General features: G+C 60.1%; 16 protein-coding genes. All 16 read left to right on the top strand.

The window, feature by feature from the left end; genetic code table 11:
* Nucleotides 1-18 precede the first annotated feature (18 nt).
* Nucleotides 19-207, top strand: a complete 189-nt coding sequence (locus RI101_09620; GenBank protein ID MEC4890303.1) for a DUF2892 domain-containing protein — start codon at nt 19-21, stop codon at nt 205-207.
* Nucleotides 208-233: 26 nt separating this feature from the next.
* Nucleotides 234-1,286, top strand: a complete 1,053-nt coding sequence (locus tag RI101_09615) for an efflux RND transporter periplasmic adaptor subunit (protein MEC4890302.1) — start codon at nt 234-236, stop codon at nt 1,284-1,286.
* Between the two features lie 9 nt (nt 1,287-1,295).
* Nucleotides 1,296-4,559: an efflux RND transporter permease subunit gene (locus RI101_09610; protein MEC4890301.1), complete on the top strand. Its 3,264-nt coding sequence runs from the start codon at nt 1,296-1,298 to the stop codon at nt 4,557-4,559.
* A gap of 570 nt (nt 4,560-5,129) precedes the next feature.
* Nucleotides 5,130-6,932, top strand: coding sequence for an ATP-dependent zinc metalloprotease FtsH (ftsH, locus tag RI101_09605; GenBank protein ID MEC4890300.1), 1,803 nt, complete (start codon nt 5,130-5,132; stop codon nt 6,930-6,932).
* Between the two features lie 53 nt (nt 6,933-6,985).
* Nucleotides 6,986-8,098 (top strand): ABC transporter permease, encoded by a 1,113-nt coding sequence (locus tag RI101_09600; GenBank protein MEC4890299.1) that lies wholly within the window; start codon nt 6,986-6,988, stop codon nt 8,096-8,098.
* Nucleotides 8,099-8,192: 94 nt separating this feature from the next.
* On the top strand, nt 8,193-8,954 hold the full coding sequence (locus tag RI101_09595) for an ATP-binding cassette domain-containing protein (protein MEC4890298.1): 762 nt from the start codon (nt 8,193-8,195) through the stop codon (nt 8,952-8,954).
* Nucleotides 8,955-8,966: 12 nt separating this feature from the next.
* Nucleotides 8,967-9,929, top strand: coding sequence for an MlaD family protein (locus RI101_09590; GenBank protein MEC4890297.1), 963 nt, complete (start codon nt 8,967-8,969; stop codon nt 9,927-9,929).
* A gap of 141 nt (nt 9,930-10,070) precedes the next feature.
* A complete protein-coding gene (locus tag RI101_09585) occupies nt 10,071-10,706 on the top strand; it encodes an ABC-type transport auxiliary lipoprotein family protein (protein ID MEC4890296.1) in 636 nt (211 codons plus the stop codon).
* A gap of 22 nt (nt 10,707-10,728) precedes the next feature.
* Nucleotides 10,729-11,079, top strand: a complete 351-nt coding sequence (locus tag RI101_09580; protein ID MEC4890295.1) for a cytochrome c — start codon at nt 10,729-10,731, stop codon at nt 11,077-11,079.
* Between the two features lie 10 nt (nt 11,080-11,089).
* Nucleotides 11,090-11,572, top strand: coding sequence for a hypothetical protein (locus RI101_09575; protein ID MEC4890294.1), 483 nt, complete (start codon nt 11,090-11,092; stop codon nt 11,570-11,572).
* 13 nt (nt 11,573-11,585) lie between these two features.
* Entirely contained in the window at nt 11,586-12,140 is a 555-nt protein-coding gene (locus RI101_09570; protein MEC4890293.1) for a hypothetical protein, read from the top strand.
* A 17-nt stretch (nt 12,141-12,157) separates the two neighbouring features.
* Nucleotides 12,158-12,607, top strand: coding sequence for a DsrE family protein (locus RI101_09565; GenBank protein MEC4890292.1), 450 nt, complete (start codon nt 12,158-12,160; stop codon nt 12,605-12,607).
* A gap of 78 nt (nt 12,608-12,685) precedes the next feature.
* Nucleotides 12,686-13,888: a sensor histidine kinase gene (locus RI101_09560; protein ID MEC4890291.1), complete on the top strand. Its 1,203-nt coding sequence runs from the start codon at nt 12,686-12,688 to the stop codon at nt 13,886-13,888.
* Between the two features lie 26 nt (nt 13,889-13,914).
* Complete coding sequence (locus RI101_09555; protein MEC4890290.1) at nt 13,915-14,565, top strand: response regulator transcription factor; 651 nt, start codon at nt 13,915-13,917, stop codon at nt 14,563-14,565.
* Nucleotides 14,566-14,766: 201 nt separating this feature from the next.
* Complete coding sequence (locus RI101_09550; GenBank protein MEC4890289.1) at nt 14,767-15,135, top strand: hypothetical protein; 369 nt, start codon at nt 14,767-14,769, stop codon at nt 15,133-15,135.
* Between the two features lie 233 nt (nt 15,136-15,368).
* Nucleotides 15,369-16,496: an outer membrane beta-barrel protein gene (locus RI101_09545; GenBank protein ID MEC4890288.1), complete on the top strand. Its 1,128-nt coding sequence runs from the start codon at nt 15,369-15,371 to the stop codon at nt 16,494-16,496.
* Nucleotides 16,497-16,635 lie beyond the last annotated feature (139 nt).

The raw sequence follows: 16,635 nt of genomic DNA, 5'->3' as shown, positions 1-16,635 counted from the left end.
GGAGAAAAGGAGGCCCCTATGAAACTCAATGAGATGTTGCGGTTGATTGCCGGGATATTCGTGTTGCTGGCCGTATTTCTGGGGGCCACCGTGCATCCCTATTGGAATTATTTTGCCGCCTTCGTGGCGTTGAACCTGATTCAGTCGGCCTTTACCTGTTGGTGTCCGATGATGGCACTGTTGAGGAAGCTCGGTGTTCGGGAGTAGAACGGTGACCGCAGGGGAGACGAGACGTGAATCGACTGCTGATTGGCCTGCTGTTGTTGGTATCGTTCGGATGCGGCTCGAAGGAGGAGCCGGTTGCGGCTGTTGTGGCGGCCGCGCCGCAGACGACGATTCAGGCTGCGGTCATCGATGTGGCGATGGCCCAGGTGCCTGTGCGTGTCGAGGTCACGGGGCAGGTCACAGCCATCTTTCAGGCCACGCTCTCCAGCCGCATTCAAGGCACGATCGATCGTCTTCTGGTCAGAGAAGGGACGCGCGTGGCGAAGGGGCAAATCCTGATTCAACTGGATAATCGGGACGTGCAAGCCGACCTGGCGCGCGCTTCGGCGGAAGTGGAGAATGCGCGGGCGCAACTCATTCGCATGAAGGCGCTCTTGACCGAGGATGCCGTCTCGAAGCAGGAAGTGGAAAATGCCACCAGGGCCTTCAAGGTGGCCGAGGCGAGTCGGAAAGCGGTCCTGGCCCAACTCAGCTATACCGTGGTGAAGGCCCCGTTCGATGGTGTGATCACCGAAAAGAGGGTGGAGGCCGGCGAGTTGGCGTCGCCTGGTCAGCCGTTGCTGCAGATGGAAGACCCCCGGCAGCTGCGTCTCGAGGCGACGGTGGCCGAAGGGGATCTGAAGGCCGTGTCTCTCGGTGACAAGATTCCGATCCTTATCGATGCGCTCGGTGCCGCCCCCTTGCATGGTGTGGTGAGTCAAATCCTTCCCGCGGGCGATCCTCAAACCCATACCTTCATGGTCAAGGTGGATTTACCGGTGACCCCCGGCCTGAAGAGTGGCATGTTCGGCCGGTTGCAGTTGGACAAGGGGATGACCCAGACCATCCTGGTGCCCTCCTCTGCCGTGATCGAGCGTGGAGAACTGACCAGCCTGTTCGTGGTCGGGGCCGATCGGATCGGCCGGCTCCGGTGGGTGAAGCTGGGACGCCGATTCGACAAACAGGTTGAGATTCTGTCCGGTGTGAATGCCGGCGAACGGGTGCTGCTCGACGGTGCCCGGGGAATCGACGGCGCCATGGTGCAGGGCATTCATACAGTCACGTCCCCGACAAACCCATAGCGACAGGACATGATGGATCAGTATCGCCCAGGGCTCAGCGGCCGGATTGCCGCCCTGTTTATCGGCAGCAAGCTGACGCCGCTGATCATGCTGGGCGCGTTGCTGCTGGGGCTGTTTGCGATTGTCGTGACTCCCCGCGAAGAAGAACCCCAAATCGTTGTGCCGATGGCCGATGTCTGGCTGCCCTTCCCCGGCGCCTCCGCCAAGATTGTCGAAGAACAACTGACCAAGCCGTTCGAGCGGAAGCTGTCTGAGATCAAGGGCGTGGAGTATGTGTATTCCATTTCACGGCCCGGCGGCGCGCTGATCATCGTGCGGTTCTACGTCGGCCAGCCGATGGAGCAGAGCCTGGTCGATCTCTATGACAAGCTGATGTCGAATCAGGATCTGTTGCCCCCGGGAGCAGAACCCTTCCTGGTGAAGCCGAAGGACGTCAATGACGTGCCGATTGTGACTCTCACGCTGTCGAGTCAACGGTACGGCGAATTTGAACTGCATCGGCTGGCCGAACAGGTGCTGGAAGAGGTCAAGAAAGTGGCCGGAACCTCGGCCGGATTTATTGTCGGCGGTCAGACTCGGGAACTGAAGGTGCAAATTGATCCCGCGCGGTTGAAGGCCTACGGTCTGACACCGTTGCAAGTTGCCGGCGTGATCCGCGGGGAAAATCGGGCATTGCCGACAGGCCGATTCGATGCGCGCAATCAGAGTTTCCTGGTGGAGACGGGCCGCTTCATCCGGTCGCGTGACGATCTCGACTCGCTGGTCGTGGGCGTCAGCGAACAGCGGCCGGTCTATCTGCGCCAGGTGGCCGAGGTCACGGATGGGCCAGCTGAGGCAAACAGGTATGTGTGGTTTGGTTTGGGCGCTGGGAGTGCTCGTGAAACGTCAGACGTGAAACGTGAAATGAGAGAGCCCACGTCCCACCTTTCACCTTTTACGTCTCACGAATCTCCGGCGGTGACGGTGGCGATCGCCAAGCAGGGCGGAACGAATGCGGTGACGGTGGCCGAACAAGTGCTTCGCACAGTCGAGGCGATGAAGGGGCTCACCATTCCGGCGGATGTGCGCGTCACGGTGACGCGCGATTATGGGGAGACGGCGCAGGAAAAGGCCAACGAACTGCTGTGGCACCTGCTCACCGCCGTGGTGGCGGTGGTCGTCTTTCTCGGCATCGCGCTCGGACCGCGCCCCGCCGTGGTCGTGTCTTTGGCGATCCCGCTCACGCTGGCCTTGACGCTCTTCACGTCGATGCTGATCGGCTACACGATCAATCGCGTCACGCTATTTGCCCTGATCTTCTCGATCGGGATTCTCGTGGACGATGCCATTGTGGTTGTCGAAAACACCTACCGGCATCTGACGCTCCGCTTGAAGCCTCATCAGGAAGCCTCGATCTATGCGGTGGACGAAGTCGGGAATCCCACGATCCTGGCCACGTTTACGGTCATCGCCGCCTTGCTGCCCATGGCATTCGTCTCCGGGTTGATGGGGCCCTATATGCGTCCGATTCCCGTAAACGCCTCGATCGCCATGTTCTTCTCGCTGCTGGTTGCGTTTATCGTGATTCCCTGGTTCTGCCAGACTTGTTATCGGCCTGGCGTGAAAGTCGCGGGAGTGGATCATGAGGGGGACGAGCAGGGGCTGACGTCTCGTCTATACCGGCGTGTGCTGTCGCCGCTGCTGGCGCATCCGGTTCTGGCGTACGGATTTTTGGGTGGCGTGGCGTTGTTGCTGGCCGGGTCTTGCCTGTTGTTCTATACCCGACATGTCGTGGTGAAGATGATGCCGTTCGACAACAAGAGCGAATTGCAGCTCGTCGTGGATATGCCGGAAGGCACCACGCTGGAAGAAACGGCGCGAGTCACGCAGGCGCTCGGCCGCTTCGTGAGGACCGTTCCTGAGGTGCGGGATTATCAGGCCTATGTGGGCACGGCTTCGCCATTCAATTTCAACGGATTGGTGCGGCACTATTATCTTCGAGAACAGCCCCATGAGGCGGACATTCAAGTCAACCTGGTGGCGAAAAGCGAGCGTGCCGCGCAAAGTCATGACATCGCTCAACGGATTCGTCCTCAGGTTCAGGAAATTGCCAAGCAGTACGGGGCCAATGTGAAGACTGTCGAGGTCCCGCCCGGGCCTCCGGTGCAGTCGGTACTGGTGGGAGAAGTCTATGGGCCGGATTACACAAGCCAGATTGCCGCTGCGCGGGAGATTCGAGCCTTGTTTGAGTCCACGCCGGGAGTGGTCGATGTGGATGATTACATCGAAGCCGACCAGGTGAAATATCTTTTTACGGTGGATCGGGCCAAGGCGGCACTGGCCGGGATCCCATCCGAGGACATCGTGAACACCTTGCGCATGGCGCTGGAAGGCACAAAAATCGGGCTGGTCCATATTCCCCAGGAGAAGAGCCCTGTCCAGATCGTGCTGCGGCTGCCGTTGGCGGAGCGGACGGGGCTTGAGCACATCGGTGAAATTGGATTGCGGACGAACACCGGCGGGATGGTGCAACTGTCCGAGTTGTTGACCGTCGAGCAGCGGATTCAGGACCACGCGATCTACCACAAAAATCAGAAGCCGGTGGTCTATATCGTGGCCGATGTCGGCGGGCCCGGTGCGGAGAAGGCCGAGAGCCCGGTCTACGGTGTGCTGGGAGTCGGGAAAAAACTGGACGCGTACCGTCCGGCCGAGGGCTATCAGATTGAGCAATATTATGCGAGACAGCCCTGGTCGGAAGAGCAGCTGGCGATGAAGTGGGACGGGGAATGGCAGATTACCTATGAAACGTTTCGCGACATGGGCATCGCGTTTGCGGTGGCGATGCTCCTGATCTATCTGCTGATCGTCGGGCAGTTTCAATCATTCCTGACGCCGCTGATCATTATGGCCCCGATCCCGCTCACCCTGATCGGGATTCTGCCTGGCCATTGGCTGACCGGTTCCTATTTCACCGCGACCTCCATGATCGGTTTTATCGCACTCGCCGGCATCATCGTCAGGAACTCGATTTTGCTGGTGGACTTCATTCAGCTTCAAGAGCGAAGCGGCGCGTCATTGGCGGAGGCCGTCATCAAGGCCGGCGCAATCCGCACCAGGCCAATTCTTCTCACTGCCGCTGCCCTCATGGTCGGGGCCTTTGTCATTATTCTGGATCCCATCTTTCAAGGTCTGGCGGTGTCGTTGCTGTTCGGCGTGGCCGCCGCCACGCTGCTGACACTGGTCATCATTCCCGTGTTGTACTATCACGTGATCGGCAAGAACCGTGTCGTGTAACGGCGCTGGCTGTTGCGACTGATGTCGGGCCGTGCCATCAGCGAATACAACCAATCTATTGGAGCGTATGGCCGTGTGTATAGGTGGGATGGGGAGAATACCTACCATATTTTGTAGCTTGGCAAATCCAATGGGAAGGCTTATCATCCCTTCTCAATTTATTTCCTGGACTCTTGAGAGGTCGTTCATGTCGCATGAGACGATCGAACACCCCTCGCCGATGCCGGCTCCCCACACAGCCTGCTGCCCCCATGCCCGCCTCATCGACGACGTCTTGAGTCTCGATGGGAAGCGTACGGGCCAGGTGCGTTGTCTCGAGTGTGGAGCAACGTTCGAGGACCCCTACAAGGGGTGTAAATAACTCGATCGGCGGGCGACTAAGCAGTCGAGCCTCTGTTGCGTTCCGCGACAGCGCTTGGTCTGAACCTGTAGCAAGACTCCCCTGCGCTTCTCTCCCCTGGTCAGCTCAGTTCCCGGATTGCCCAATAATTTCGCGCAAGTTCGGTGAGCGCTTTGGGGGGCGCAGGCTCCCTCCTTGCAATAATTCAGCATAGAAGGCAGGCTGTGCCTATGAACAAAAAGATCTCCTTTTCCATCTGGTATGTGTTTCTCGCCATCTGGGCCGTGATCCTGGTCCACGATTTCATCCATGCCTTGAGCAAGGTTGAAGAGCTGCCCTATAGCCAGTTCAAGACCTTGGTGGCCACAGGCAAAGTGGCCGAGGTGTCGGTGAGCAGTCATGTGCTGACCGGGAAGCTCCAACCCGAGGGTGAGGCGAAAGAGCAGAAGTTGTTTACGACGATTCGTGTCGAGGACCCCGATCTGGTGCGGGAACTTAATGAGCACGGTGTCATATTCGCCGGGGTGATCGAAACCACCTTCTGGCGTGATCTGCTGTCGTGGATGTTGCCGGTCGTCGTGTTTCTTGGGATCTGGTTTTTTATTTTCCGCCGGTTGGGCCAGGCGCAGGGCGGTTTTATGCAGGTGGGGCAGTCCAAGGCGAAGATTTATGCGGAAAAGGATACGAAGGTGACCTTCGCCGATGTGGCGGGAGTGGATGAGGCGAAGGAAGAACTCCGCGAGGTAATCGAGTTCCTCAAGACACCGGAAAAGTTCACGAAACTGGGCGGAAAGATCCCAAAGGGGATTTTGCTGGTCGGTCCGCCGGGAACCGGCAAGACGCTCTTGGCCCGCGCCGTCGCGGGCGAAGCCGGGGTGACGTTCTTCAGCATCAGCGGGTCGGAGTTTGTGGAAATGTTCGTGGGGGTGGGCGCGGCCCGGGTTCGTGATCTGTTCGAACAGGCCAAACTGAAGGCTCCCTGCATCATCTTCATCGACGAACTCGATGCGTTGGGAAAGGCGCGCGGCATGGGGCCGATGGCGCATGAGGAACGGGAGCAGACTTTGAATCAGTTGCTGGTCGAGATGGATGGGTTCGATCCGCGGATTGGCGTCATTCTCATGGCGGCCACCAACCGGCCCGAGATTCTTGATCCGGCCTTGTTGCGGGCGGGCCGGTTCGACCGCCATGTCCTGGTGGATCGGCCGGATAAGAGCGGCCGGCTCGCGATTCTTCGCGTGCATGCACAACAGGTGACGCTAGGCCCGGACGCGGATCTCGAAAACATCGCGGCGATGACCCCCGGTTTTTCCGGCGCCGATCTGGCGAACATTATCAACGAAGCGGCGCTGTTGGCCGTGCGCCGTGGCAAGGACCAGGTTGGCATCTCCGAACTGCAGGAGGCGGTTGAGCGCGTCATTGCGGGGCTGGAAAAAAAGAATCGCGTTCTGAATAAGATGGAGAAAGAACGGGTGGCGTATCACGAAACCGGTCATGCCCTGGTGGCGCTGTCCTTGCCGGGAGCGGATCAGGTTCAGAAAATCTCGATCATTCCGCGCGGCATCGCGGCGCTCGGCTATACGCTGCAACTCCCGACGGAAGACCGATTCTTAATGACGAAATCCGAGCTGGAGAACAAAGTGGCGGTGCTCCTTGGCGGGCGGATTGCCGAAGAGCTGATATTTGGCGAGGCCTCGACCGGCGCGCAAAACGATCTGGTGAAAGCCACCGACATCGCCAAGAGCATGGTGAAGGCCTACGGGATGAGCGAGAAACTGGGGGCGATTACCTTGGAGCGGGAGCGGCAGCCGCAGTTTCTTCAGCTTCAAACGGCGCAGGAAAAGGGCGATTATTCGGAAGAGACTGCCCGTGAGATCGACTGCGAAATCCGGCGGATCGTCGATGGACAGTATGAACGGGTGAAACAGTTGCTGGCGGGCAAGAAAGCCGCCCTGCTCGCCGGCGCGACGATGCTGCTGGAGCGGGAAGTGATCAGCGGGGCGGAGTTGCGGGCGATCATGGGAAAAGGCTGAGGCGCGAGCGAGCCGCGAGACAGGATCGTCCTCCTGCAATAGGGAGCGTGACTGTGGGCCAGCCGGCATCGGTTCAAATTTCGGGCAAGGTGATCTACTGCCGTGGGCGGTGGACGTTGCCAAATTTGGCGGATCTCGAACGCCAAATTTTGGCGCTTCGCTGGCCTGAGGGCAGTGGGGTGCTGTGCGATGCGAGCGACATGACCGCCTTGGATACAGGCGGTGCCGTGTTGCTTCAACAGACTCTTCAGACCATCTATCGCAGGGGGCCGAAGCCGGCGGTGGAAGGCCTGCGGCCGGAGTTCGAGGGGCTCGTTCAGCTGGTCGGCGCTCAGCGGGCGGGCCGCGCTGCGGAGCCTTTGGCGGCGCGAAGAACCGGCATGGAGCGGCTTGGGCGGGCCGCCTGGTATCGATGGGAGTGCGGCCGTCGTGGCCTGACGTTTCTTGGCGAGAGCACCGTGGCCTTGTCTCGTGTGGTGTTGCAGCCGCGGTTGATTCGCTGGCAGTCGCTCTTGCGGATGCTCCACATCGATGGCGTGAATGCCTTGCTGATCACGGGATTGCTCACCTTTCTGGTGGGCGTCGTGATCGCCTATCAGGGCGCCGAACAGTTGCGAAAATTCGGGACGAACATTTTCATCGTGGATTTAGTCGGGATCTCGCTGTTGCGGGAGATCGCGCCGCTCATCGTGGCCATTTTGATTGCCGGACGCTCGGGGTCGGCCTATGCCGCTGAGATCGGGACCATGAAGGTGACGGAAGAGCTGGATGCGGTGCGCACGCTCGGCATCTCCCCGATGAACCTGCTCGTCATCCCGAGAACGCTGGCGCTGGTGATTGCCTTGCCGTTGCTCACCGTGTACGCGGATGTGCTGGGGGTCTTTGGGGGCATGCTGATCGCTTCGGGGCAGCTCAACGTGAGCTTTACGGAGTTTGTGTCTCGATTTGAAGAGGCTGTGGCGGTGCGGCATTTTCTGATCGGGATCGGCAAGGCCCCGTTCTTTGCCGTCATCATCGCTCTCGTAGGATGTTATCAAGGTTTTCAAATTCGTGGCGGCGTGGACGATGTCGGGCGGCATACCACCATCAGTGTCGTGCAGGGGATCTTTTTGGTGATCGTGTTCGATGCGATTTGCAGCATTCTGCTCAATTGGTGGGATCTGTGATGGGAAGTATGGGCAAGAGGCGCGAGGTAAGAGGCTAGTGGGAATTGCCGAGTCTCAGGCTTCACCGCCAACCTCGATTATCGAGGTCAGCCATGTGGCAACTCGGTTCGGGGAGGCCGTGGTGCATGCGGATGTCAGCCTGTCGGTGCGGCAAGGCGAGGTCTTTGCCATCGCCGGCGGAAACGGGTGTGGCAAGTCCACGTTGTTGCGCGAGATCGTGGGATTGCTGACGCCTTCGTCCGGGGCCATCCGCCTCTTTGGCGTGGACAGCCGCTCGCTGGAGGAATATGACGGGACGCCGCTCCATCGGCGGTTCGGGGTGATGTTTCAGCACGGGGCGCTGTTCAGTTCATTGACGCTGGCGGAAAACGTGGCGGTGCCGTTGCGTGAATATACCGTCATGAGTCCGGCGCTCATTCGTGAGATCGTGGCCGTCAAGATTGGGATGGTGGGACTGCCGCCGGAGAGTGCCACGAAATATCCCAGCGAGTTGAGCGGCGGGATGCGGCGGCGGGCGGCGCTGGCGCGCGCGATCGTCATGGATCCCGAGCTGTTGTTCCTGGATGAGCCGACGGCCGGTTTGGATCCGATGATTGCCGCTGGCTTCGACGACCTGGTCCTCTCTCTGAAAGGCCTGTTGGGACTGACGGTGGTCATGGTCACGCATGATTTGGATTCGCTGTGGCGCATCGCCGATCGGGTGGCTGTGTTGGGCAACGGCCGGGTGTTGGGAGTCGGGACGATGCCGGAGCTGGCGCAATCGGAGGACCCCGTCGTGCGGGAATACTTCCACGGTCCGCGTGGGCGCGCCGCGAGCGAGCAGGCGGCGTGGAACGGGCGGGACCGAAATGTGTGACGGGGGCGCTGCATGGAACCGAAGGTGAACTATCTCGTTGTCGGGTTGTTCGTCGCCGTGTTGGGCGCCGCGATCCTGGCCGGTGTGTTGTGGCTGGGGAAGACCGACTATCGGGGCGTTTACGAGCGGTATGAAGCGTATATGCGGGAGTCTGTCGCAGGATTGAGTGTGGATTCGACCGTGAAGTATCGGGGGGTGGACGTTGGTCGCGTGAGAGACATTGCGCTGAATCCAGAGAATCCCGAGGAGGTGCGGCTGACTCTGGATATTGTCCGCGGGACCCCTATCAAGACCGATACGGTTGCGGTTCTTCAGACGCAAGGGCTGACCGGCCTGGCGACGGTCAATTTAACCGGGGGCAGCCGTGAAACGCCCCCGTTGCAGGCCTTGGAGGGACACAAATATCCGGTGATCCAGACGGGGCCGTCGCTGTTCTTCCGGCTCGACGAAGCCATTTCGCGGCTGCTCTCTGAAAAGGGGCTGACCACACTCCTGGCGGATTTGGATACGGTGGCCAAGGGAGCGGCGGAAGTGCTGGATGAAGACAATCGCACGGCGCTGAAACGCACGATCAAGGATCTCTCGGATGTGGCGCAGATGGTCGCGGCCCACAAGGCGCAGGTAGAGCGCGGCCTGGAGGGCGCGGCGCAGAGCGCGGACAATCTTGTGAGGGTGACGGGCGCGCTCAATGAACAGGTTCCGGTCCTGCTGGCGAAAATCAATACAAGCGCGGCCTCGTTGCGGACCGTGGCGGAAGAGCTGGCCCATGCCAGCAAGGCCGTGGGAGCAGTGGTGAAGGAGACGCGTCCCGAATTGGAGCAGTTTTCGCGGCAGACGTTGCCTGAGGCGGGCATGCTGGTGGCGGAACTCCGTCAGCTGGCTGCCACGTTGTCTCGTGTGGCGCGCGATCTGGAGCGCGAGCCCAACTCGCTGGTGTTTGGTCGAACGCCGCCGCCGCGCGGACCCGGTGAATAGCAGGATGCTGAAAAAGTCCCCCAGCGTCGTTCTCGCATCGCTCAGAGGCTCAACGTACCGAAGCGTACGCCTCGCCCCTTCGCTCGCTGCGGCCTTGCCGGATGGCCTTTTTGAGCATCCTGCGATGGAGGAACTGGGCACATGATGAGATTTGGGGTGATAGCAGTTTTAGTGGCCTGGATGGCGGTGGGTGCTGGCTGCCTGTCGCCTCGCGGCGACGCACTGCCCCTGCATACCTATCAGCTGGTTCTCGGTGAGTCTTTCGGTGAGGCTCGACCGGCTGACAGCAACGGACCCTCGCTCCTCGTCAGTCCCGCTCAGGCCGAGCCTGGGTTTGAGACGCCGCGCATGGTGTTTTTCAAACGGCTGTATGAGGTGGAGTATTTTGCGCAGAGCCAATGGGCCGACGCGCCGGCGCGCATGTTGACGTCCTTGCTCATTCAGTCGTTGGATCGGAGTGGATCTTGGCGCGCCGTCCTCCCCTTGCCGGGAGCTGGGCGTGGAGATTATCGTCTCGACTCCTCTGGGTTCGCCGTGCAACAGGAGTTCTTGCAGCAGCCCAGCCGTGTGCGCATGACGGTTCGCACGCAGTTGATCGACCTCAAGGAGTCCAGAGTTGTCGGGGCCCGAACCTTTGAGGCGTTGGAGGACGCGCCCAGCGGCGATGCCTATGGCGGCGTGGTGGCGGCCAATCGGGCGATGGCGGCGCTGCTGGATCAGATCGGCGCCTGGCTGCAGGGCTGTGTACGGCGCGCACCTGTCTGCGGGCGTTCGTGACACGACACAGAAAGGGAACGGCATGACGATCACTCGTGGCTCCTTGATCTGCGCCATCATGGCCTGCTGTTGGTTATTGGCACCCACATCCGGGTTGACGGCCGGTGAACGCAATCTGGTGCGAGGGAAGCTGTTGTATGAAAAATATTGTCTGGCTTGTCATGGTCCGCAAGGAAGAGGGGACGGGGTCATGACGTTGAACCCGCCGGTGGCGGATCTCACGTCAAGCGAGGTGCTGCTCAAGCCGGACTCCCGGCTCTTGAAGAGTATTCACGAGGGACGGCCGAACACCGCGATGGATGCCTGGCAGTCCACGATGTCGGACGAAGCCATCCGTGACGTGCTGGCCTATCTGCTGACATTCCCGCGATGATGTGGCGGTCATGAAGCTGTCATGGAAAACCGGGCTGAGTTTCGGACTCACCTCGGGCGTCATCACGACACTCGGCCTGATGGTGGGGCTGCATTCAGGAACTCATTCGCGTGCCATTGTGCTCGGCGGGATTCTGACCATTGCCGTTGCCGATGCCATGTCGGATGCCCTCGGCATTCATGTGTCCGAGGAATCGAAGAACAGCGGTCCTGCGAGGCATGTCTGGGAAGCGACGCTGGCGACGTTCGCCGCGAAGTTCGTGATTGCGATGACCTTTGCGGTTCCGGTTTTGATGCTCCCGTTGGATCAGGCGATTGTGATCAGCGTCGTCTGGGGCCTGCTCTTGCTGGCGGTGCTCAGCCTGTTTGTTGCGCGAGCACAAGCGATTTCTCCGTGGAGGGTCATTGGCGAGCATCTACTGATCGCCTTGTGCGTGGTGATTCTCACGCATACGCTCGGTGATTGGGTGCAAGAACTTATTAAGGCGGAATGAAAGGACCTCTCCCGTGAGCCACGATGCCATGACGATGCCGCGAGGCTCCTCCCTTGCGTCCACCTACGAGCATTTGCTCATGCTCTGGACCTCCGGGGTCCGCGACTATCACACCATGCTTTCGGACTATTTGACGGCCAACTCTATCTTTGTCGCGGTCATCGGGTTGATTGTCTCGCGGGAGTCGCTGGCCTGGTCATTCACGGTCTTGATCGGCCTCCTCTGCGTGTTCGGCATTCTCCTGTGCCTGCAAATGGCGATTGTCCTGGGCCGGCTGTCGGGCCAGAATGCGTTGTGGGAATGGCGGCTGCGCGGAATTGAACAGGATCCGGAGTGGAAGGGGCAGAAGCTGATCACAAGCGTCTATCAGCTGCACGAAACGAGGCAGCCGATCGAAGATCGACGGAATGAGCCTCCGGTGTTCCAGCCGAACTGGGCGTTTCGCCAGCACCGGCAGTGGTGGGCTCATCGAGCGATCAGTTTCCCCTGGTTTTTCGGATTCGTCTACGGCGCGTTTCTGCTGTGGGCGGTGACGCAATTGATGCGACAGGTGACCAGTGCCCCGTGAGGGGAAAGGGGATGTCTATGTGGAAGCAGATCGCGCTGATCGTCCTGCTCGTGGCTGCGTGGGGGCCGCGTCAGATGGTCTTGGGGGCGGACTCCGTTGAAAGCGGCGGCACGCAGAAGCTGCATCGCGTGGTGATGCAGCTGAACTCGGGCGAGGAGAAGGTGCAGCGGGGCGTGTTGAACAATATCCGGCACCTCTATCAGGAAGTGGGGCGTGAGCGGCTCCAGCTCGAACTGGTGGCGCATGGAGCAGGGCTGTCGCTGCTGATGACAAGCACGACGACGCTTGGGCCTGAATTAGCTCAATTGAAAGCAGACTACGGGGTGAAGATCACGGCCTGTTCCAACACGATGAAGGCCATGAAGGTGACGCGGGATGATTTGATCGGCGAGGTGGGGGAGACGGTGCCGGCGATGGTGCGGTTGATGGAGCGGCAGGAGCAGGGATGGGCGTATATCAAGCCTTGACCGATGTTGCATGTTGACTCTGATTCTCGATAGGATTTCTCCCATTCCATTTTCCGTGAGAGTTCCGCCGGTGCATCTATGAGCTCACGACGGCCGCTCCGTCAGCCCCCTCCTGCCAGACGATCTGACCAGCCTGTTGATGCAGTCCGGTCTTCTGAGCGCCCGCGCTCGGAAGAGGCAGTTCAACATGAGGATGACCGGCAACGCCTCTTGCACTACCTTGGCGAACGGGTCAAAGAGCTGACGGCGCTGCACGGCACCGTTCGTCTGTTGCAAGACCGTACGAAACCGCTGGAAGAAGTTCTCACAGAGGTGGCGGCCCTTCTTCCGCCGGCGTGGCAATATCCCGACATCGCAGTTGCGCGGATTCAATTCGACGGCATAACTGTCAGCACGCCGGATTTTCAAGAAACTCCCTGGATGCAACGGGCTCCACTGGCCACCTCGACGGGACGAAAAGGATGGATCGAGGTGGCCTATCTGCAGGAGCGGCCCGTGGAATCGGAGGGCTCCTTTCTTCTCGAAGAACGGCACCTTATCGATTCGCTCGCCGACAGCCTGTCCTCTTACCTGACCCGCCGGGAGGCGGAGGAAGGGCTTCGGGATGCCCATGGCCAGCTGCAAGCGCTCTCCCGCCAACTGATGCAAGTCCAAGAGCAGGAGCGGAGAGTGCTGGCTCATGATCTGCATGATGAAGTTGGAACGGCGCTCACGGCGCTGAAGATGAATCTTCAGACCATGCAGCGTGTGGCCGATACGAGGCAAGTCGCAGAGACGTTGAATGATAGTTTGGGGATTTTGGACTCTCTGCTGAAGCGCATACGGGATCTCTCGCTGGATCTGCGCCCGTCGCTGCTGGACGATCTCGGGTTGGTGCCCGCGATTCGATGGTATGTCATGCGGCAGGCCGAGCGGGCCGGAATTGTGGCGCACGTCGACGCTGAGGACTTGCCCAAGGAGCCCTCAGCCGATAAGGCAGTGGTCTGCTTTCGGATCGTGCAGGAGGCGGTGACCAATGTGCTGCGTCATGCGAACGCATCCAGGCTGGACGTGACGCTGCGAAAATCCGGGGCAGGATTCGAACTGCGCATCAAAGATAATGGCGTCGGTTTTTCCCTGCCGGAGTCGAAGGCCGGCGCGTCCGATCGGTGGACGCTGGGGCTGCTTGGCATGCAAGAGCGGGCACGAGCGTTAGGAGGAGCCCTCGTGATCCGCTCGGAGGCGGGACGAGGGACCGAAGTGCGTGCGCAGATTCCTCTGGAGAATGCGGGCACGGCGTAACGTGTTGGAGCGGGAGGAGGCCTCTCATGCCGATCCGGGTCGTTCTGGCAGATGATCACGTGCTCATCCGGGCGGGCTTGCGGGCGTTGTTGCACAGTTTGCCGAACGTCCAGGTCGTCGGCGAGGCGAGCGACGGCCACGAGGCGGTGGCTGTCGTCGAGAAGATTCAGCCCGACGTGGTGATCATGGATATCGCCATGGCGAATTTGAACGGGCTGGAAGCGGCGAGTCGCATCACGCGGCAATGGCCCAAGGTCCGAGTGATCATCCTCTCGATGCATGCCAATGAAGAGTATGTGGGGCAGGCGCTCAATGCAGGGGCTACGGGCTATCTGCTCAAGGGGGCGGAGCCGGCGGAACTCGAACTGGCGCTCAAGGCGGCGGTGCGGGGTGAAACGTATTTGAGCCCCAGTATTTCCAAGCCGCTCGTTCTGGACTATCTCGAACATCGGAAAGACAAGCTTGGACCGGCCATTGAGCTGACCGCCCGCCAGCGGGAGGTCTTGCAGCTCATCGCCGAAGGCTGTTCCACGAAGGACATTGCCAGGAAGTTGGGCGTGAGCGTCAAGACGGTGGATTCGCATCGCACCGAATTGATGCGCCGCTTGGACATTCACGACGTGGCGGGTTTGGTCCGCTATGCGATCCGCCGGGGCTTGGTCTCGACGGACGCCTGACATCGTGCCACTCATGTGCCGCACCGCCTGTTCGGCAGCCAACTCGGGTGGAGCAGGTGACGGACCTATCCACCCGGCGAGGACTCAGGTATTTCCCGCCCGCTTCTCAGGTTTCAACCCGATAGGCCCCTGTTCCCTCCTCCTGTATCGTCGTAATTGAGAAAGTCGATGATGCTTCTGGAATAGTGAAGGAGGTGAACCATGAGGCTCAATTGGACGCAGGCACTTTCCCGTGCGCTTCCCTTGCTGGTGGTTCTCGGATTGACCGGCTGCAGCACGGTCCTTCCGGTGGACCTGCAAGCCAAGCTGGCATCCAACGGGAGCGCGGACGACCATATGGCAGCGGCGGTGTTGTATCAGAGTCGGATCAGTCGGCTGGAGGCGGACGCTGACCGCTACCAGGCGCTCGCATCCACAATCAGCTTGCATGAAGATCCTAAGGGGTTCAGGCGGAGCGCCTTGTTGACGGCCGCGCAAGAGGCGCGCAGTCAGGCGAAGCAGATGGAGGCGCGCTATGCCGAGCATGTTGAACAAGCGCAAGCGATGTATGGGAAGACAAAACAGGATTGAAGGGGCCTAAGAAAATCGGGCCAGTCGGGTGAGTAGGCCGCAAGAGATGGAATGAGGCCGGCGCTGGCTCAGTGAGGGGTGTCCGCCTTGTGAGAAAGGCATCTGTTGGGGGGGGGGCAATTTATGATGCGCTGCCTCTCCCTCCACGAAATCGGGCTTTCCTGAATGGCTGGAAGCGGTGCAGAGGGATTGGCGCGTCCGTTCTGACGATTCTCGCAATCGGGATGGCCGTTGTGGCCGATGGTGCAGCTTCAGAAAATGCGGGTGTCGCCGACGGTCGGCCGATTGCTTCTGAGGCATCCCCCTGGGAAGTGGGCGGCTTTGCCGATGCCGCCTACCTGCTGAATTTCAACTTTCCTCCCAATCACCTGTTTCGAAGCCGGAGTACGACGCCACGAGCCAATGAGCTGGACCTCAACATGGCCGGACTCTCTTTCAGAAAAGACGCGAATGCTTCCTCACGGTGGGGGGCGGAGCTTCTTGTTCATGCAGGAGAAGATGCCAAAGAGTTCGGCTTTGCGAATAACGCACCGAAAGTAGGCGCATCAGACCAGCTTCGGCATTTTGGCAGCGCGAACGTGTCCTATCTCGCCCCGGCCGGTCACGGGCTGCGAATACAGGCCGGTTTGTTCAATAGTCTCATCGGCTATGAGTCGCTGTACTCGAAGGACAATGCGAACTATACGCGTGCCTGGGTCTCGGATTATTCCCCCTACCTCATGTTCGGCGTCAATGCGAGTTATCCGGTCACGCAGGAACTCACAGGCACGGTCTTTGTCATCAACGAATATTTTCATCTCGCCCATGCCAACGATCTGCCCAGCTATGGGGCCCAACTGGCATGGAAAGGGGCGTCCCGGTTTTCCTTTCAGCAGACCGTCTACTATGGCCCGGATCAGTCACAAACGGATATGAAGTTCTGGCGGTTCTTTTCCGACAGCATCGCGAAGTTCCAGGATGGTCCGGTCACCGTCGGCTTCGACTATCAGATCGGCACGGAACGAATGGCCGGGCTCCCAGGGCATCCTCGGGCCTTTTGGACCGGCGCGTCGATGCCGATCCAATGGCATGTGAGCGGGCCTTGGAGTGTGGCGGTTCGCCCTGAATTGTACTGGGACCGGAATGGGCGGCTGACCGGGTCCGAACAATTCGTGAAAGCGGTGACCGCGACGGTGGAACATCGCCGTCCAGGTCGGTTAGGAGAGACCATCCTTCGCCTGGAGTATCGTGTCGATGAATCGACCGGACAACAGGGCGGTTTTTTCACTGATGCCCCGACCTCGTCCGGCTCACTTGGACTGACGCCTTCTCAGCAACTCCTCATTTTTTCCGCCGTCTGGACCTTCACCACCAGGCCTTGATCCGCAAGGCGAGAGAGCCCGCAGACATGGTTAACGGCAGGTGTGCCTTGGCCGGTTTTATGATATGGCTGGTGCGAGGATGGCAGTGCGTGGGGCAATCTTGCAGAAGGGGTGAGAGCGGATAGGCGGGGCAAACACC

This window comes from Nitrospira sp. (assembly GCA_035968315.1).
Taxonomy (GTDB): domain Bacteria; phylum Nitrospirota; class Nitrospiria; order Nitrospirales; family Nitrospiraceae; genus Nitrospira_D.
Note: the sequence above shows the minus strand (reverse complement) of the source record. Positions and strands in the feature narration are given on the sequence as shown.

Excerpts from the sequence above, each read along its gene's own strand:
- RI101_09585 (MEC4890296.1), top strand. The coding sequence starts at position 10,071 with ATGATGAGATTTGGGGTGATAGCAGTTTTAGTGGCCTGGATGGCGGTG.
- RI101_09575 (MEC4890294.1), top strand. The coding sequence starts at position 11,090 with ATGAAGCTGTCATGGAAAACCGGGCTGAGTTTCGGACTCACCTCGGGC.
- RI101_09610 (MEC4890301.1), top strand. The coding sequence starts at position 1,296 with ATGATGGATCAGTATCGCCCAGGGCTCAGCGGCCGGATTGCCGCCCTG.
- RI101_09560 (MEC4890291.1), top strand. The coding sequence starts at position 12,686 with ATGAGCTCACGACGGCCGCTCCGTCAGCCCCCTCCTGCCAGACGATCT.
- RI101_09620 (MEC4890303.1), top strand. The coding sequence starts at position 19 with ATGAAACTCAATGAGATGTTGCGGTTGATTGCCGGGATATTCGTGTTG.
- RI101_09590 (MEC4890297.1), top strand. The coding sequence starts at position 8,967 with ATGGAACCGAAGGTGAACTATCTCGTTGTCGGGTTGTTCGTCGCCGTG.
- RI101_09555 (MEC4890290.1), top strand. The coding sequence starts at position 13,915 with ATGCCGATCCGGGTCGTTCTGGCAGATGATCACGTGCTCATCCGGGCG.
- ftsH (MEC4890300.1), top strand. The coding sequence starts at position 5,130 with ATGAACAAAAAGATCTCCTTTTCCATCTGGTATGTGTTTCTCGCCATC.
- RI101_09565 (MEC4890292.1), top strand. The coding sequence starts at position 12,158 with ATGTGGAAGCAGATCGCGCTGATCGTCCTGCTCGTGGCTGCGTGGGGG.
- RI101_09580 (MEC4890295.1), top strand. The coding sequence starts at position 10,729 with ATGACGATCACTCGTGGCTCCTTGATCTGCGCCATCATGGCCTGCTGT.
- RI101_09550 (MEC4890289.1), top strand. The coding sequence starts at position 14,767 with ATGAGGCTCAATTGGACGCAGGCACTTTCCCGTGCGCTTCCCTTGCTG.